Annotated in this window: 13 protein-coding genes; 10 read left to right on the plus strand and 3 right to left on the minus strand. The window is 37.2% G+C overall.

The genetic code is table 11. The annotated features are described in order from the left end of the window. Window positions 1-251: 251 nt before the first annotated feature. The 7 genes from AC57AW_RS08105 to AC57AW_RS08135 all read left to right on the plus strand — a co-directional run bounded on the left by AC57AW_RS08105 (window position 252) and on the right by AC57AW_RS08135 (window position 8,578). On the plus strand, window positions 252-935 hold the full coding sequence (locus AC57AW_RS08105) for a TIGR02117 family protein (RefSeq protein WP_496351472.1): 684 nt from the start codon (window positions 252-254) through the stop codon (window positions 933-935). 3 nt (window positions 936-938) lie between these two features. Continuing rightward, entirely contained in the window at window positions 939-1,586 is a 648-nt protein-coding gene (locus tag AC57AW_RS08110; protein ID WP_496351473.1) for a murein L,D-transpeptidase catalytic domain-containing protein, read from the plus strand. Between the two features lie 51 nt (window positions 1,587-1,637). Continuing rightward, a complete protein-coding gene (locus AC57AW_RS08115) occupies window positions 1,638-2,090 on the plus strand; it encodes an SRPBCC family protein (RefSeq protein ID WP_318849271.1) in 453 nt (150 codons plus the stop codon). Window positions 2,091-2,514: 424 nt separating this feature from the next. Further along, a complete protein-coding gene (locus tag AC57AW_RS08120; protein ID WP_318849270.1) occupies window positions 2,515-2,847 on the plus strand; it encodes a hypothetical protein in 333 nt (110 codons plus the stop codon). 59 nt (window positions 2,848-2,906) lie between these two features. Beyond that, entirely contained in the window at window positions 2,907-3,995 is a 1,089-nt protein-coding gene (locus AC57AW_RS08125) for an efflux RND transporter periplasmic adaptor subunit (RefSeq protein ID WP_496351474.1), read from the plus strand. Window positions 3,996-4,023: 28 nt separating this feature from the next. Beyond that, entirely contained in the window at window positions 4,024-7,146 is a 3,123-nt protein-coding gene (locus AC57AW_RS08130) for an efflux RND transporter permease subunit (RefSeq protein ID WP_496351475.1), read from the plus strand. After that, complete coding sequence (locus tag AC57AW_RS08135; RefSeq protein WP_496351476.1) at window positions 7,127-8,578, plus strand: TolC family protein; 1,452 nt, start codon at window positions 7,127-7,129, stop codon at window positions 8,576-8,578. The genes AC57AW_RS08130 and AC57AW_RS08135 overlap by 20 nt, the downstream gene beginning before the upstream one ends. A 419-nt stretch (window positions 8,579-8,997) precedes the next feature. On the opposite strand, the gene AC57AW_RS08140 is transcribed toward AC57AW_RS08135, so the two are convergent. Then, a complete protein-coding gene (locus AC57AW_RS08140; RefSeq protein WP_318849266.1) occupies window positions 8,998-9,420 on the minus strand; it encodes a cold shock domain-containing protein in 423 nt (140 codons plus the stop codon). A gap of 738 nt (window positions 9,421-10,158) precedes the next feature. Between AC57AW_RS08140 and AC57AW_RS08145 the strand changes: the two genes are divergently transcribed. Beyond that, on the plus strand, window positions 10,159-10,914 hold the full coding sequence (locus tag AC57AW_RS08145; protein ID WP_496351477.1) for an SDR family oxidoreductase: 756 nt from the start codon (window positions 10,159-10,161) through the stop codon (window positions 10,912-10,914). 80 nt (window positions 10,915-10,994) lie between these two features. Here the strand turns inward: AC57AW_RS08145 and lgt are convergent, their stop codons facing one another. Next, window positions 10,995-11,831, minus strand: coding sequence for a prolipoprotein diacylglyceryl transferase (gene lgt, locus AC57AW_RS08150; protein WP_496351478.1), 837 nt, complete (start codon window positions 11,829-11,831; stop codon window positions 10,995-10,997). Window positions 11,832-12,048: 217 nt separating this feature from the next. Here lgt and AC57AW_RS08155 point away from each other — a divergent pair, with 217 nt between their 5' ends. Continuing rightward, entirely contained in the window at window positions 12,049-12,744 is a 696-nt protein-coding gene (locus AC57AW_RS08155) for a VIT1/CCC1 transporter family protein (RefSeq protein ID WP_496351479.1), read from the plus strand. Window positions 12,745-12,846: 102 nt separating this feature from the next. Next, window positions 12,847-14,565: a S41 family peptidase gene (locus tag AC57AW_RS08160; protein ID WP_496351480.1), complete on the plus strand. Its 1,719-nt coding sequence runs from the start codon at window positions 12,847-12,849 to the stop codon at window positions 14,563-14,565. 126 nt (window positions 14,566-14,691) lie between these two features. On the opposite strand, the gene AC57AW_RS08165 is transcribed toward AC57AW_RS08160, so the two are convergent. Beyond that, window positions 14,692-16,089: a phage tail-like protein gene (locus AC57AW_RS08165; protein ID WP_496351481.1), complete on the minus strand. Its 1,398-nt coding sequence runs from the start codon at window positions 16,087-16,089 to the stop codon at window positions 14,692-14,694. Between the last annotated feature and the right edge of the window lie 307 nt (window positions 16,090-16,396).

Consider the following 16,396-nt stretch of genomic DNA (forward strand, 5'->3'; position numbering starts at 1 on the left):
TTTATACCAATAAGTTGCTTGAAAAACCTTTCCTATAAAGAAAAATTGATTTTCAGGAGATCAGAATCTCACCGAAAATCAACGTTTTTTTTGTACTCTTTTAGGAGCAGTTTTTACTCTTACTTTAAACCTTTTTTGGGATTTGATAGTTTTACGCATATTTGTGAATATTTCGTAACTAAATATAGCTAATTTTTCGATTAAAACAAATACTTTTACTAAAAATTAAAGATTAAATTTTATTAAAAAACATGACTGTGAAAACGATAATAATGTATCTCCTGAAAGTGATAGGAATTATTTTGGGAATTGTGGTGATTTATGTAATTCTTGGATTGCTGATTCCCTATATTCCGGTTTCGGCTAAAGATGATGGCCAGAAGAAAGAAATCCCAATTTATATCTATACCAACGGAGTGCATACAGATATAGTAATGCCTGTAAAAAATGATCTCCAGGACTGGAGCATGAAAATTCCTTTCGCCAATACAAAATCAAAAAAAACAGATTATCACTATATCGGAATAGGCTGGGGTGATAAAGGATTCTATCTGGATACTCCTACTTGGGCTGACCTTAAGTTTTCAACCGCTGTAAAAGCTGCATTCTGGTTAAGTGATTCTGCCATGCATTGTACATATTATAATACCATGAAAGAAGGAGAAGACTGTAAAATGATCATGATCAGCAGAAGCCAGTATGAGAATCTTGTAAAATTTGTAGAAGATAAATTTGACAGAGATCAGAACGGTAATTTCATGCTGATTCCTACCAATGCCGTATATAGTGATAATGATGCCTTTTATGATGCAAAAGGTACCTACAGCTTTCTTTATACATGCAATACATGGTCTAATAATGCTTTAAAGGCTGCAGGTCAGAAAGCGGCACTTTGGACTCCGTCAGATTTCGGAATCTTTCAGCACTATAAATAATTCATGAAGAGGATTTATCTGTTGTTTATCACTCTTTGGCTGTGTTCATGTTCTCAGGAGAAAAAAGGCAGTATGATAAATACTGCTGAAATACCTGCTGTGGCTGAAAAGAAACCTGCTGCTGACTTTTCCAGGATAAAAATGAAAGCAGAAGAAGCATTGACATTCTGTAACTCGAAGAACCTTAACAATGATTTCTGTATCCTTATTGATATGAGCCTCCATTCTGGGGTAAACCGCTTTTTTGTCTGGGATTTTAAAAATAATAAGATCTCAAAAAAATACCTGGTTGGTCATGGCTGTGGTTCCAATTCATGGAGCAAAGATAATTCTAAAGCGAATCCGGGATTCAGTAATGAAGACGGAAGTCATCTTTCCTCTTTAGGGAAATATAAGCTTGAAGGAAGGGGTTACAGCGACTGGGGAATCAATATAAAATACCTGATGCATGGCCTTGAAGAAACAAACAGCAATGCTTTAAAAAGATTTATTGTCTTTCATTCCTGGGATAAGATGAGTGATAACGAAGTTTTTCCAAACGGATCTCCTGAAGGATGGGGTTGCCCTACCGTTTCCAACAATGCGATGAAGGAAATTGATCCGATGATTCAGGATTCAAAGAAACCCGTTCTGATGTGGATATATAATTAAATCTTTGTTATACATTTGTTTCACAACAATCATGTAAATTGATTCCGCCTTATGAAACATACGCTTTTCCGCGAACAACAGCTCAATTGTGATATAGAAACTGCCTGGAAATTTTTCTCTTCAGCCAATAACCTTTCAGAGATTACCCCAAAAGACATGGGTTTTATTGTATTGACAGAAATGGCAGATGATGAAATCTATGAAGGAATGCTCATCGACTATTATGTTTCCCCATTATTCGGTATTAAAATGAAATGGCAGACAGAAATTACCCACGTTGATTTTCAAAAAAGCTTTATCGATTTCCAGAAAAAAGGCCCATACAAATTATGGAATCATCACCATGAATTTATTTCCAATGAAGAAGGCGTTCTGATGAGAGATACTATAGATTATGAACTTCCCATGGGTTTTTTGGGAGAAATTGCACATCGTATTTTCGTCAAAAAGAAACTGGAACATATCTTTGATTACCGCTTCAGAGTACTCAGCAGATTGTTTTAGTTATTAAATAGCAACGAGATTGTCTCAAAAGTCAGATAATTTGGTTTTTGTCATTGACTTCGGATCTTCGATTTCTGACGAAGGAAGAATCTTATTGATAATAAAATACCTGAGATTCTTCACTACATTTCATTTCGTTCAGAATGACACTTTTGAGAGAGCTTAGTTTAAAAACAATAATCAAATTCAATTGGCTTTTGCCGAAACCTTTAATAATTTTATATAGATTCCTAAGGAATGACTGAGGCTATGGATAATCATAACGGTTTGATTGCTATTTCGTAGAAATCTAAATTCTAATTATTGAAATTATCCATTCATTGTTTAAGTTTTTTTAACAGTTCAATGACCGGATTTCCCAGTAGAAATCCCTATTTTTGCAGGAATATCGTTTTTACTAAAAAACTAATGTGTTCTGGTTGACATGGCAGGTCTGAGGTCATTTTTCTTATTTTATATCATACTGGTTTTTACCCTTTTCAATTCGAATTGGGCAGAAAAATCATTGCAGAATGTTCCTCACGTTCCCCATGTAACCAATATTCATCTTCTGGATGTTTATGAAGAGGCAGATATGAACACGCATGCATTGCCTGCTGCTGCCAAAATTGTAAAACATTCTATCAAGAAAAATGATCCCGCAATTGCAGATTTTTCAGGAATTTTAAAAGTGATTCCAAAAATCACCCTTCCGGAGATTGCTGTATCTACTATTTGTGGAGTTAAATCCTTTCTCCATCTTCTTCAGTTGTACTAGGTTTAAGTTGTTCAAAATCAGATTACTTTAACGGAATTTTATAACTTAAACATTTAAAAATGTATTTGAAAACTGTAATAATTTGCCTTCTGGCAACATTATTCGCTGTGTCATGCAGTAAAGACAAGGAGAAAAATAATAACAAAGATAAGGACGTTCCCGTGCTGGAAATCAAAGAAAAAGATACATTGGTGAGCAACCAGTTTGTCACTGATATCCAGGCTAAAAAAAATGTTGAAATGCGTTCCAGAATCGGAGGCATTATACAGCATATTTATGTAAACGAGGGACAATTTGTACATCAGGGGCAGGCTTTATTTAAAATCAATGATGCCGAGCTGCAGATGGAACTTCTGAAAGCCAATGCAACCTTAAAGCAGACTGAAGCCGATGTCCGTATTGCAGAAGTGGAACTGAAGCAGATTCAGAGTCTTCATGCTAAAAAATTCGTTGCCAATAACGAACTGGAGATGGTGAAGGCAAAGCTGTCTTCCGCCAAAGCAAAACATGCTTTCGCTGATGCAGAAAAGAAAACGGTTCTTCAGAAGATCAGCTTTACAAGAATCACTGCACCTTTTGACGGGGTAATTGACGTGATTCCCCATAAAGACGGAAGTTTGGTAGAAAATGGTACATTGCTGACTACGCTGTCTCAGCTGAATGAAGTATACGCGTATTTCTCAATTCCCGAAAACCTATATTTTGAGCTTTTAGCCAATGATAAGATCGGAAGCCATCAAAAAATAGAACTGACACTGCCTAACGGGGTTAATTACCAGTTTAACGGAGCTTTAAAAACAGCTGAAGGGGAAATCGACAGAGCCACAGGTTCCATCCGTTATAAAGTACTGTTCCCGAATCCGGATCATCTGATCAAACACGGTACTTCCGGAAAACTTATCATTTCCGAACATCAGGCTGATGCGATCCTTATTCCACAAAAATCCACCTTCTCCATCCAGGATAAGACCTATGTTTTTGTAGTGGATAAAAAGAATAAAGTGAAAATGACCAGTATTAAAATCGGAGCTACATTAAGAGATTCTTATATGGTAGAAAGCGGTCTTAAAAAAGGAGATTTAATCATTTATGAAGGAACTCAGTCTTTAAAAGACGGTGACATCATCAAAATCAAAAAGAAGTATTAACCTTTCATAATCTTTAAATCAATTTACTATGGTAGAAATGTTTATAAGACGGAAGGTTCTTTCGTTGGTTATTTCCATATTATTTGTCCTGCTGGGAATAATGGCTTTATTAAAGATGCCGATTACCCAGTTTCCGGATATTGTACCACCTTCAGTCACCGTTACAGCAAAATATACAGGAGCGAATGCCGAAGTATCTGCCAATGCGGTAGCTCTTCCTTTGGAAAGGGCAATCAATGGAGTGCCAGGAATGACGTATATGTCTACGGTTACCTCCAATGACGGTCTTACCCTTATTCAGGTTTTCTTTGAAGTGGGAACAGATCCTGATGTAGCAGCGGTAAATGTTCAGAACAGGGTGACAACCATTCTTGATGAACTTCCTGAAGAGGTGATCAGAGCCGGAGTTACCACTGAAAAAGAGGTGAACAGTATGCTGATGTACCTTAATATCACAAGTACAGATCCAAGTCAGGATGAGCAGTTCATCTATAACTTTACGGATATTAATGTCCTTCAGGAACTGAAACGTATTGACGGAGTAGGCCGTGCCGAGATTATGGGGCAGAAAGAATACTCAATGAGAGTATGGCTGGATCCACAGAAAATGGCGGCTTACAATATCTCTGCAGATGAAGTGATTACTTCACTACAAAAACAGAATATTTCTGCAGCACCAGGAAAAGTAGGAGAAACATCTGGTAAAACCTCCAGTCAGCTTCAGTATGTAATCAAATATAAAGGAAAGTTTTTTGAGCCTAAACAATATGAAGAAATTCCCATCAGATCTGATGTGGACGGAACCATTTTAAAGCTTAAAGATATCGCTAAAGTTGAATTCGGAGCAATGAACTACGGAATGGTTTCCAAAACAGACGGAAGGCCCTCTGCATCCATTATGATGAAACAGCGTCCCGGTTCCAACGCTTCCGAAGTTATTGAAAGCGTAAAGGCAAAAATGGAAGAATTAAAAGTCACATCCTTCCCACCCGGAATGGAGTACAATATGGCTTATGATGTTTCCCGATTCCTGGATGCGTCCATCAGTGCGGTACTGACAACTCTAATTGAAGCCTTTATTCTGGTAGGAATTGTAGTATTTATCTTCCTTCAGGACTGGCGTTCCACATTGATTCCAGTGCTGGCAGTTCCGGTAGCACTTGTAGGAACCTTTGCCTTCATGAATATGATGGATTTCTCGGTCAACCTTTTGACTCTTTTTGCCTTGGTTCTTGCCATCGGAATTGTGGTAGATAACGCCATTGTCGTCGTTGAAGCCGTCCATGTTAAGATGGAAGAAGGCATGAATGCCATGGATGCCACCATCAGTGCTACTAAAGAAATTGCAGGAGCGGTAGTGGCTATAACCATTGTAATGTCAGCCGTATTTATTCCGGTGGCTTTCCTTGATGGTCCTGTGGGAGTATTTTACCGTCAGTTTTCACTGACACTGGCAATCAGTATTGTGATTTCCGGAGTGAATGCATTGACGCTAACTCCAGCACTTTGTGCTATTATTTTAAAACCTCACAATCATAATAAAAAGAAAACCATCATCGATAGGGCTTTCCAGAGTTTCAATACAGGTTTTGAAAGACTGACCAATGGTTATGTAAATATTTTATCAAAATTTGCGACAAGAACTACAGTAACTTTTGGGCTGTTGTTTCTATTTGTTGGGTTGACTTTTGTGACCAGCAAATTCCTGCCAACCGGGTTTATTCCCATGGAAGACCAGGGAATGGTGTATGTGAGTGTAACTACTCCACAGGGAGCAACGGTAGAAAGAACTGAAAAAGTACTGGATGAAGTGACCGTTATTGCCAAAAAGATAAATGGAGTAGAAAACGTGACCACTCTTGCTGGCTACAGTATTGTAACGGAAATTGCAGGTTCATCATACGGGATGGCGATGATCAATCTTAAAGATTGGAAACAAAGAAATATTTCAGTAAATGATCTGATTGCAGAGCTTTCTGATAAAACAAAAAGTATAGCTGATGCCCAGATTGAGATCTTTGCACCGCCCACAGTTCCCGGATTCGGTAATACCAGTGGTTTTGAACTGCGTTTGCTGGACAGAACCGGAGGAACTATTGAAAATACAGATAAAATTACTAAGGATTTTGTTAAAAAACTGAATGAAGCTCCTGAATTACAGAACAGTTTTACCAGTTTTGATGCTACTTTCCCGCAATATATGATCAATGTGGATTATGATATGGCGGCGAAGAAAGGAATTTCAGTAGACAATGCGATGTCTACATTGCAAACAATGCTTGGATCTTATTACGCTACGAATTTTATCCGTTTCAGCCAGATGTACAAAGTGATGGTACAGGCAAGTCCGGAGCACAGAGATACCCCTGAAAGCATTCTGAATTTATATTTAAAGAATGATAAGGGTGAAATGGTTCCGTTTTCTACCTTCATCACTATTGAAAAAGTGTACGGACCAGAAGTATTGACGAGATACAATATGTATATGTCGGCGATGATCAATGGAGAACCTGCAGACGGTTACAGCTCCGGAGATGCCATTGCTGCGGTAGAACGTGTTGCTAAAGAAAAGCTGCCTAGAGGATTTGATGTTGAGTGGTCAGGAATGACACGAGAAGAAATATTATCAGGAAACCAGACGGTTTATATTTTCGCGATCTGCCTTTTATTCGTCTACCTTTTACTGGCTGCACAGTATGAAAGTTTCCTTCTTCCGATGCCGGTATTATTAAGCTTACCAACGGGAATCTTCGGTTCCTATATCGCATTGGTACTTGTGGGATTGGATAACAATATTTACGCACAGGTGGCATTGGTCATGCTGATCGGGCTTCTGGCTAAGAATGCTATTCTGATTGTGGAATTTGCAGTCGCAAGAAATAAACAGGGATATGATATCGTCCCGGCAGCAATTGAAGGAGCCAGACAGCGTCTGAGACCTATTCTGATGACCTCTTTTGCATTTGTGGCAGGACTTATTCCATTATGTATTGCATCCGGAGCAGGAGCAATAGGTAACCGTTCCATTGGTACAGCTGCGGCGGGAGGAATGCTGATAGGAACCATCTTTGGATTGGTGGTGATTCCGGGACTCTATATATTCTTTGCAAAACTTGAAAATAAGAAGAAAGATGAAAAGATTAAATCATAGAAATATAATATACGGAATTGCATCCCTGAGTCTGGTTTCATGTGCTGTTCCCAAAGTAACCGAGTTGAAAAAAGCTCAGGAATTACCGAATGAACTGATCAAAACAGATCAAAATAAAAGTTCAGATGAATTTCAGCAGATCAACCTGAAGGCCTACTTTATAGATCCACAGCTGCTGGAACTTTTTGATAAAGTAGTGCAGGCCAATCCGGATTTCCAGATTGCCCAGCAAAGAGTGGAAATTGCCAACAGTTTCCTCCAAAGATCAAAGATGGATTTACTGCCTTCCCTTGAAGTGGGAGCGCAGGCTTCCGGTGACCGGTACGGAAAATATACGATGGAAGGCGTTGGAAACTATGATACCAATCTTTCTCCCAATATTACGGAAGATCAGAAAATCAACCGAAATTTCACTCCTAATTACTGGGTAGGAGCTAGAAGCAGCTGGGAAATTGATGCGTGGGGCAAGCTGAAAAACAAAAAGATTGCTGCCCAGAAGAAATATCTGGCTTCCACAGAAGGTTTGAGGTTGCTTCAGGTAGAGCTTTTTACAGATATTGCCAATCTGTATTATCAGCTGGTGACTTTGGATAACCGTCTTGCCATTTATCAGAAGAATTATAACCTTCAGCAGAGGGCATTTGAGATTGTTCTGGCGCAGCGTGAAGTAGGAAAAGCTACAGAACTAGCTGTGCAGCAATTCAAAGCACAGAATAACAACTGGCTGGCGGAGATCGAACATATAAGAGTAGAGATCGTTACGGTAGAACAGGCGATCACTACATTGACGGGAAGTTACGGCGGAGATGTAAAACGTGGGAAAATATTGATGCCTACCAATATGGAGGTATTAAATAAAACCATTAATGTAGAAGGTGTCATTCATTCCAGGCCGGATGTAGCGGCGAACTATTATGTTTTAGAAGCTTCCCAGGCTGATGCGAAGGCTGCAAGAGCTGCTTTTTACCCTAAGATTGATCTTGGTGCCGGTTTCGGACTGAATTCTTTTTCTGTAGAGACTTTCTTTAAGCCAAGTTCTCTGGCCGGACAGCTATTGGGAGGACTGATGGTTCCTGTTTTTAATAAAGGACAGTTAAAGTATGAATTCAAAGTAGCAAGCAAAGAGCAGGAAATTGCTTTTTTAAACTATCAGAAAAGTATTACAACTGCTTTTAACGAGCTTCAGTCGATCCTGAAACAGACTAAGATCTATGAACGTGTTTTGAAACTGAAATCAGAAGAAGTAGGTTTTCTTGACCGTGGTGTAGAGGTTTCCAACGATCTCTATCTAACGGGATATGCCAATTATTTTGAACTGATCAACTCTCAGAAGAGCAAACTGACCGCTGAACTGGATCTATTACAGTTCCAGCACCAGAATACCAGAAATAACGTCTTGCTGTTTAAAGCATTGGGCGGAAAACTGGATTGATTTTTACTTTTTTTTACGATGAAGGAAGCTGTCTTTTAGGCAGCTTCTTTTATTTTTTAATTATGCTCTACGGTTTCCCGTAATCATCATTGAAATAATTTCAGGATATTTATCTAAGTAAAACAATAACCATGAAAATTTGAAGTAGATCTCAAAAGAGTATTTAAAATCAGTAGAGGAAGAGGAATTCTGGATTATCCGAAATATGGTTCAGAATAGAGTTAAGGTGTTGCTTTATTGAGTATTATGATCCTGGATTGACAGATTACTGCCCCATGTGTTTGCATCAGAATCTAGCTTTTAAAAAGTTGAGATATTTTTTTATATGATTAAAAAAAGAGACTGTCCAAATGGGCAGTCTCTTTCTGTATTGTTTAAAACATATCTGCCGTAAAGCAGGATTGTCTTATGCGTAAGTATTATTTAACAATCTGAATTTCAACAGCAGAGAATCCTTTAGGAGACTTCTCTTTTTCGAAAGATACTTTGTTTCCTTTTTTTACCGGCTCTACACAGTTGTTGTTGTGGAAGAAGATATTTTCTTTAGAATTGTCTTCAGTGATGAAACCATATCCTTTTTCACTCAGGAAAGTAACAATTCCTGTTTTTCTTGGATCTTCCTCAATAATAGGAGCTGCACCCAGTTGAATATCATCAAGGTTTACTTCCTGTCTTTGTTCAGGTGGAGTAGAAGTTAATCTTCCGAATTCGTCTACATACATATAGACGTCCTCCGCTCCTTTGTTGTTGTTCGTTTTACGTTCTTCGCGTCTTAGCGCCTTTTCTTTTTGCTTTTGAATTTTTTTCTTGAAATTTTCCTTTTTAGAAAAAGAATCTGCCATAAATTATTTTTAGTATTTAGTTTCTATAAATTAATTGGTTCAATCTGGTCTGTTTTAGACCCCTATAAAGCCTGGTTGTGTTTTCTGTCTTGGATCACTCCAATCATACAGAGCTTTAAAATTCCGACAAGTATTGTTCTTAGTAGAAAAATAAAAGTTTAAAATATGGCTGCTCAAAAAGCAAAGACTGAATAAAAAATATTCGGGTCGTTACAGAAAACAAAGTATAGACTTGGTTATTTAATGTACAAATATACAACAATAAAATGAATAATCAGGTTTTAAATGATTGATTATCAGAAATGGTTTTACAGCAGATCTGGCGGAATCCCTTTATAGTCTGAGTGTAAGACGATAATAAGAGCTTGAACATAGACATAAAAAAATCCTCAGAACACTGAGGATTATAAAAAAAATATATTATAAAAATGAAGTGGTGTATAATATGGCTGGAAGAGCATCAAATGTTATGCCTAAAATTGAAGCGTATTAGTGAATTATATGGCTTTGTTTAATAGAAGAGGAGCGTTTCAGATCATATCTGGCTGGAAAATAGCATTCTATTAAAAAATATTGTTTATATAAAAAATATTAATGTTTTTTGCTTCAGTTTAAAATTAAATTTCAAAAAAAACTGATAGTCATATTGAATTTTAATACAATTCCCGAAAACTTCACCATGTTGAGGATGTTTTTATTATCCATCTTTGCCTCATTAACATTTAAAAATAAAAAACAATGTCAACACAAAATGTAAAAGGAAAAGTTGTTTTAATTGCTGGAGGCGGTAAAAACCTGGGAGGACTTTTAAGTAGAGATTTTGCAGCGAAAGGAGCAAAACTGGCAATACATTATAACAGTGAAAGCTCAAGAACAGATAGTGAAAAAACACTTGCTGAGGTACAGGCATTAGGGGCAGAAGCATTTTTGTTTCAGGGAGATCTTACCAAAGTAGACAATGTTACAAAATTCTTTGATGAGGTAATTTCCCGTTTCGGAGGGATTGATATTGCAATCAATACGGTGGGAATGGTACTGAAAAAACCATTTTCAGAGACTACGGAAGCAGAATACGATACTATGTTCAATGTCAATTCAAAATCTGCTTACTTCTTTTTGCAGGAAGCAGGTAAAAAACTGAATGATAACGGGAAAATCTGTACCATTGTTACTTCCTTGCTGGCGGCTTACACAGGACTGTATTCTACGTATGCAGGAGCAAAAGCACCTGTAGAACATTTTACAAGAGCTGCTTCTAAAGAATTCGGAGCAAGAGGAATTTCAGTAACTGCTGTAGCACCTGGCCCAATGGATACTCCTTTCTTCTATGGACAGGAAACAGATGATGCTGTTGCTTATCATAAATCAGCTTCAGCACTGGGTGGACTTACCAATATTAAAGATATAGCTCCACTGGTAGAATTTCTGGTAACAGAAGGCTGGTGGATTACCGGGCAGACTATTTTTGCTAACGGAGGATATACAACAAGATAATTCATTGGACAATCCATTAAAAAAGAAACTCACTGAAAACAGCTTTCAGTGAGTTTTTTATTTTATAAGAAATCAGGAAATTAAGTGGTTTTCACCTTTCCTTTTTCCAATATACTTTTGATGATAAAGAATAGACCGAGAAGAACAAAAGGAATACTCAATAATTGTCCCATATTCAGACTCATTCCGTGTTCAAATTCTACCTGATCTACCTTGATGAACTCAATCAGAATTCTCATGATGAAGATCAACAGAATACTGATTCCAAAATAAAATCCTTTTCCAATCTTAAATATGTTTTTCTTATAAATAAAATACACAGAAAGGAAAATAATAAAATAAGAGATAGCCTCATAAAGCTGAGCAGGATGCCTCGGAAGATTATCTACCTGACGGAAAATAAAAGCCCATGGAACATCCGTAGGAACTCCAATAATTTCAGAATTCATAAGATTGGCGAGCCTGATGAAAGTACCACCCAATGGAAGTACAATCGCTATGGCATCTAAAACGGTCATGAACGGGATAGAAAATTTTCTCGCATATATAAGAAGCATGATCACCAATCCGATACCACCACCATGACTGGCAAGTCCTGCAAATCCTGTAAAATGGTAACTTCCGTCCACTCCCTTTTGAATTGGTAACAAGATTTCAAGAGGATGTTGGGAATAATAATCAAAATCATAAAAAAGACAGTGTCCCAGTCTGGCTCCCAGTAAAATTCCTATCAATGCATAGGAAAATAAAGCTTCATGAGCCTGTGAACTGAGGCCTTCTTTTTTATAAATACGTTTTAAAATATTTAAACATAAAACAAGTCCTGTAAGAAATAGCAGTCCGTAATATTTTAAAGGAAATCCTAAGATATTGACGATTTCGGGATTAACGTCCCAGTTGATATATAATAAATTCATTCCTGCAAAGATAAGAAAATAGGAATTTCCGGGCCGAATGGAAATATTTCTGTGTTTTTTAATTTGATTTTCAAGAGGGTACAGTTGCATTTTGTATGTAAGATAGAATTTTATTTCTGAGCTGAATAGGTCTTTATACGGGATAAAAATGAACATAATTTAAAATGATTCTTGATGAAACATTTGGTAACTTTAGCCTACCACCAAAACAAAAGCTATGCATCATCAGTTGGAGAAACATTATGTAAACAGGGTAGGCTGGCTTCGGGCAGCTGTATTGGGAGCGAATGACGGGTTATTATCCACTACAAGTATTGTTATCGGGGTTGCCGCTGCAGAACCGGATCGTCATATCATTATTCTTGCAGCACTTGCAGGGATGATTGCCGGAGCAATGTCTATGGCAGCAGGGGAATATGTTTCCGTAAGTTCACAGGAAGATACGGAGAAAGCAGATTTACTTCGTGAAAAACGTGAGCTTGAAGAAATGCCGGAAATAGAACTTAGAGAACTTGCTAAAGTATATGAGAAACGAGGCTGTACCAAAGAAACAGCGATGCAGGTAGCTATGGAACTTACAGAACACGATGCCCTTGGGGCACATGCCCGTGATGAATTAGGAATTAATGAAATAACACAGGCGAAACCTTTGCAGGCGGCAATGGCTTCTTTCGGGTCATTTGCAGTAGGTGCTTTATTGCCGTTTAGTGTTTCTCTTTTGGCACCTCTTAAACAAATGGTGTATTTCCAATACGGATTTTCAATTATATTTTTAATGTTTTTAGGGGCAGTCTCTGCCAGAGCCGGAGGTTCCAGTATTAAAGTAGCCGTCTTGAGGATCTGTTTCTGGGGAACTGTTGCAATGGGAATTACAGCATTCGTAGGTCATATTTTCGGAGTCAATGTAGCGTAAAGGCTGTACTACTTCTGTCTGAGCTGGAAGTGAAAAGAGATGAAAAATTATTTACATCTTATATGTCTTAAAAAGTGTATTTTACATCGCAAATTTAAATAAATGAAGAATATTTTTATTTTGTTTTTTGTGATTGCGATTCAGACTACAGTTCATGCTCAAAAAGATCGTTATCCTTATTTTATGAAGACCTGGAATTTCATAAAATATTACCATCCTGATGTAGCCAGTGGTAAAAAAGATGCCGACAGTCTGTTTTTGGAGACTATTGGAAAAGTGAATGAACAATCAGATGAAAATGCAGTCATTACCCTTTTATCAAAAAATCTGAACAATAAATTCTCCGGTGCTCCGGTTATTGATAACCCTAAAGATGTACTCGCTGTCAATCAAAATTTCAGATGGTATCAGAAAAATAAAAAAATCAGTTCAGAAAACAAAACATTGCTGAATGATATCTACAGCCATAGATTTATTGCTGAAGCTGATCAGAAAGAAAAAATATCTGATTCTAAAACACACGAATTTAAAAAAGATGAAAACCTACCGTTAGCCAACCGCTTACTGACATTGGCCAAATTGCAGGGTACGATTGATTATCTTTATCCACATAAATACCTGATGGAGAAAAATGCTGAAGCTTATTTCTCAGATTTAGTAGACCAAACTATTCGCTGTACATCAAGAAAGGACTTTGAGATTATTCTGGCAAAAGTAGTTTCTACCATGGAAGATACCCATTCTTTCTGGTTTTATGACCAGCTGAATTATAAGAATGAAATTTTTCACAGATCGTATTATCCACCTTTTGATTATGTGATATTGAATGATCATTTGCTGGTAACCCATCTTCTTTTGCCTGAGATATGTTCTAAAGCTAATATTCATGTTGGAGATAGAATAACGGAGGTTAGCGGTAAAGGTATCCGTCAGATTATTAAAGAAAAGAAAGACTTGCTTTCTGCTTCCAATCCTGAAACACTTTTGTACCTGATGTCAGATTATCAGCGGAATCTGATCTGGCCTGATGACCAGTCTCATAAAGAGATGAAAATTGAGTCAAAAGATAACAAAACCTATTATACAAATACAGAGTGTGTCAATTTTTCAGACAAACAGCAGCGGGACATCGTGACGGAATATATTCAAAATAAAAATCTCCTGAAGAAGCAGTATAAAATGGTGCATAAAGATATTGCCTATTTTAAAATCAATGATGCTTTTGCTCTTACAGAGAATATTCCTGATGATAAGCTGGATGATCATATGGATGCTGTCTTTAAAGAAGCTTCATCAAAAAAAGCTATCGTCTTTGATATGCGTGGATATCCGGATTGGGGCGGATTTGTATTTCATTATGTCTACAAATACTTTTCACCAGTGGAGAATTATTTTGGGAAATATTATAAACCTAACGTGAAAAATATCGGAACTTATATTCCTATCAGTTATAAAGAATTTGGGACTTATTATTCTGATATTAAAAATAAAACAGTTCATCCTTATAAAGGGAAGGTGTTCATAATCGTCAATCCGGAAACCTTAAGTATGAGCGAATGGAATACAATGAATCTTCAGAATGTCTTCCCTCAGTCTAAAACCATTGGTCAGAAAACATCGGGTGCAGATGGTGATATCAGAACCGTAAAACTGCCTGCAGGATATAACCTGGAATTTACCGGGAATGGAATTTTCTATTATGACAACTCCCAGACCCAAAAAGTAGGAGTGAGGATCAATGATTATATCCATTATTCTGACGATGATATTATTCAGAAACGGGATATTGAGCTTGAAACGGTTTTGAAAGGCTTGAATTAGTTTAAAAACAGATTATTTAATAAAAATAAGACCACCTGTGTTTTGCAAGTGGTCTTTTATATTTGTGTTGATAGAATTTTGCCTGAAGAGGTAAAGGGGAACTTTTACCTGTTTTTGTTCAAAAGATTAATCAATACGAACTACATTGATTGTAAACGGAGCTACAATATTGGTTGTATTCGGTGTTGATCCAAAAGAAAGTGCCTGAAATGAAAGGACCTGGCCTGCATTCATTTTTAACAATGTAGAATTCGAACATGTTACAAATGAGGGTGCTCCGGATGCTTCTGGGAGAGTAACTTTAGTATTGGTAAACGCCTGCTGAATTCCGTTCAAACTGATCTGTGCATAGCCTAAATAGCCGTCTCCACCATCTTCTGTGGCTCCTCTTTGAGGATAATTAATCGTAAAATCAACCTTATATAATCCGGTTGCAGAAGCTGTAAAAGTATTACTCGCCATTTCATTAAGATTATCAAAAGTTTTTGCTGATGGTACTGTATTTACAAAATTATTGTTTATTGTAATGACTACTATTCCGGTACCTCTTGCAGCACTTATGCTTGCTGAGTTTTTTAATTGAACTACACCTGTACTGTTGACTGTTAAACTTCCTGCTGTTCCTGATGATGCCTGCAATCCTTCCAGTCTTACAGGGTTTGTAGCATTGATGTGAAGTTTATTGGTTGCAGAAGATGTCCCGATTCCCACATTTCCTGTTATAGGACTGATTCTCATTCTTTCAATTAATCCTCCTCCGGTAGAGTTTCCGATATAGAAATCTTCTTCTGAGCCATTGGTTAATGTTGATCCTGTACGGATAGATCCTAATGCCCAGTTGGAACCTCCTGAAGAAGGGCCATTATTGGTAAAACCAAGTAATGAATAATTTCCTGTTGCCAAAGCAGAAGTGTTTCTCAAAGATACAATTCCGTATTGGTTAGTTCCGGCTGTCGCATCAATCAGGTTATATCGGTTTAAACTTGGAATGGTAGATACTACGTGAAACTTTGTTTCAGGAGAAGCCGTTCCGAATCCTATTCTGTGATTTGCCCCATCTACAGAAAGGGTAGTTCCATCAACAGAAAAACCATTGATAGCTGTAGTAGTAAAGGTTAAAGTATTGGCATCTTGTGTTACCACTCTGTTTCCTGAAAGATTTCCATCCGAATTGTAAAGGTTTGTTGAAAAAGGAACCCATTGTAATCCGGTAAAATAATAGTATCCAGTACTGTTAATGCTCCCAACTTCTGCTAAACTAGGCGTTGTTCCGGATGGGGAAGTGATATCTGTGATATAAACGATGGCTCCTGTCTGGGAACTTCCATAAGTGCCTGCGTCTTTTGCCGCTAATTGCTGTTTAGAAACCCTTGGAGGGAGGATACCATCCTTCATACTGGTGCTTGTACTTCCGGTAACATCTAAAGTTGCCTGTGGATCTGTTGTGTTAATCCCTACCTGTGCTTGTAGGATCGCTGTTGTGGAACATAGTGCGATCAGGGAATAAATTTGTTTAATTTTCATGCATTACGTTATTTAAGTTTTTAATACTTGTGGTCTATATTTTTAATTAGATTGTGTTTTTTAAAAAAAATATTAATAAAAATTATCAACCGATGCGCAAATTTATTTTTAATCTCAATTTTATGATTAAGTAGAAATACTGCATTTTATAAAAAAAGTAGAGTATTTCCAATATTTTGATGACGGCGTATGCAGAAATAGGGATCTGGAAGTTGAAAGTATTTAGAAATAGTGGATAATCTCAGGTGAGAAAAATGTGATCAAGACGAGCGTATGTTCAAATATTTTTATCCATGGATTAACAGAA

The sequence above is a fragment of the Chryseobacterium sp. BGA-UO-ETr-SB22 genome, assembly GCF_059567885.1.

Excerpts from the sequence above, each read along its gene's own strand:
- AC57AW_RS08155 (WP_496351479.1), top strand. The coding sequence starts at position 12,049 with ATGCATCATCAGTTGGAGAAACATTATGTAAACAGGGTAGGCTGGCTT.
- AC57AW_RS08135 (WP_496351476.1), top strand. The coding sequence starts at position 7,127 with ATGAAAAGATTAAATCATAGAAATATAATATACGGAATTGCATCCCTG.
- AC57AW_RS08130 (WP_496351475.1), top strand. The coding sequence starts at position 4,024 with ATGGTAGAAATGTTTATAAGACGGAAGGTTCTTTCGTTGGTTATTTCC.
- AC57AW_RS08160 (WP_496351480.1), top strand. The coding sequence starts at position 12,847 with ATGAAGAATATTTTTATTTTGTTTTTTGTGATTGCGATTCAGACTACA.
- AC57AW_RS08110 (WP_496351473.1), top strand. The coding sequence starts at position 939 with ATGAAGAGGATTTATCTGTTGTTTATCACTCTTTGGCTGTGTTCATGT.
- AC57AW_RS08145 (WP_496351477.1), top strand. The coding sequence starts at position 10,159 with ATGTCAACACAAAATGTAAAAGGAAAAGTTGTTTTAATTGCTGGAGGC.
- AC57AW_RS08120 (WP_318849270.1), top strand. The coding sequence starts at position 2,515 with ATGGCAGGTCTGAGGTCATTTTTCTTATTTTATATCATACTGGTTTTT.
- AC57AW_RS08140 (WP_318849266.1), bottom strand. The coding sequence starts at position 9,420 with ATGGCAGATTCTTTTTCTAAAAAGGAAAATTTCAAGAAAAAAATTCAA.
- AC57AW_RS08165 (WP_496351481.1), bottom strand. The coding sequence starts at position 16,089 with ATGAAAATTAAACAAATTTATTCCCTGATCGCACTATGTTCCACAACA.
- AC57AW_RS08115 (WP_318849271.1), top strand. The coding sequence starts at position 1,638 with ATGAAACATACGCTTTTCCGCGAACAACAGCTCAATTGTGATATAGAA.
- AC57AW_RS08125 (WP_496351474.1), top strand. The coding sequence starts at position 2,907 with ATGTATTTGAAAACTGTAATAATTTGCCTTCTGGCAACATTATTCGCT.
- lgt (WP_496351478.1), bottom strand. The coding sequence starts at position 11,831 with ATGAATTTATTATATATCAACTGGGACGTTAATCCCGAAATCGTCAAT.
- AC57AW_RS08105 (WP_496351472.1), top strand. The coding sequence starts at position 252 with ATGACTGTGAAAACGATAATAATGTATCTCCTGAAAGTGATAGGAATT.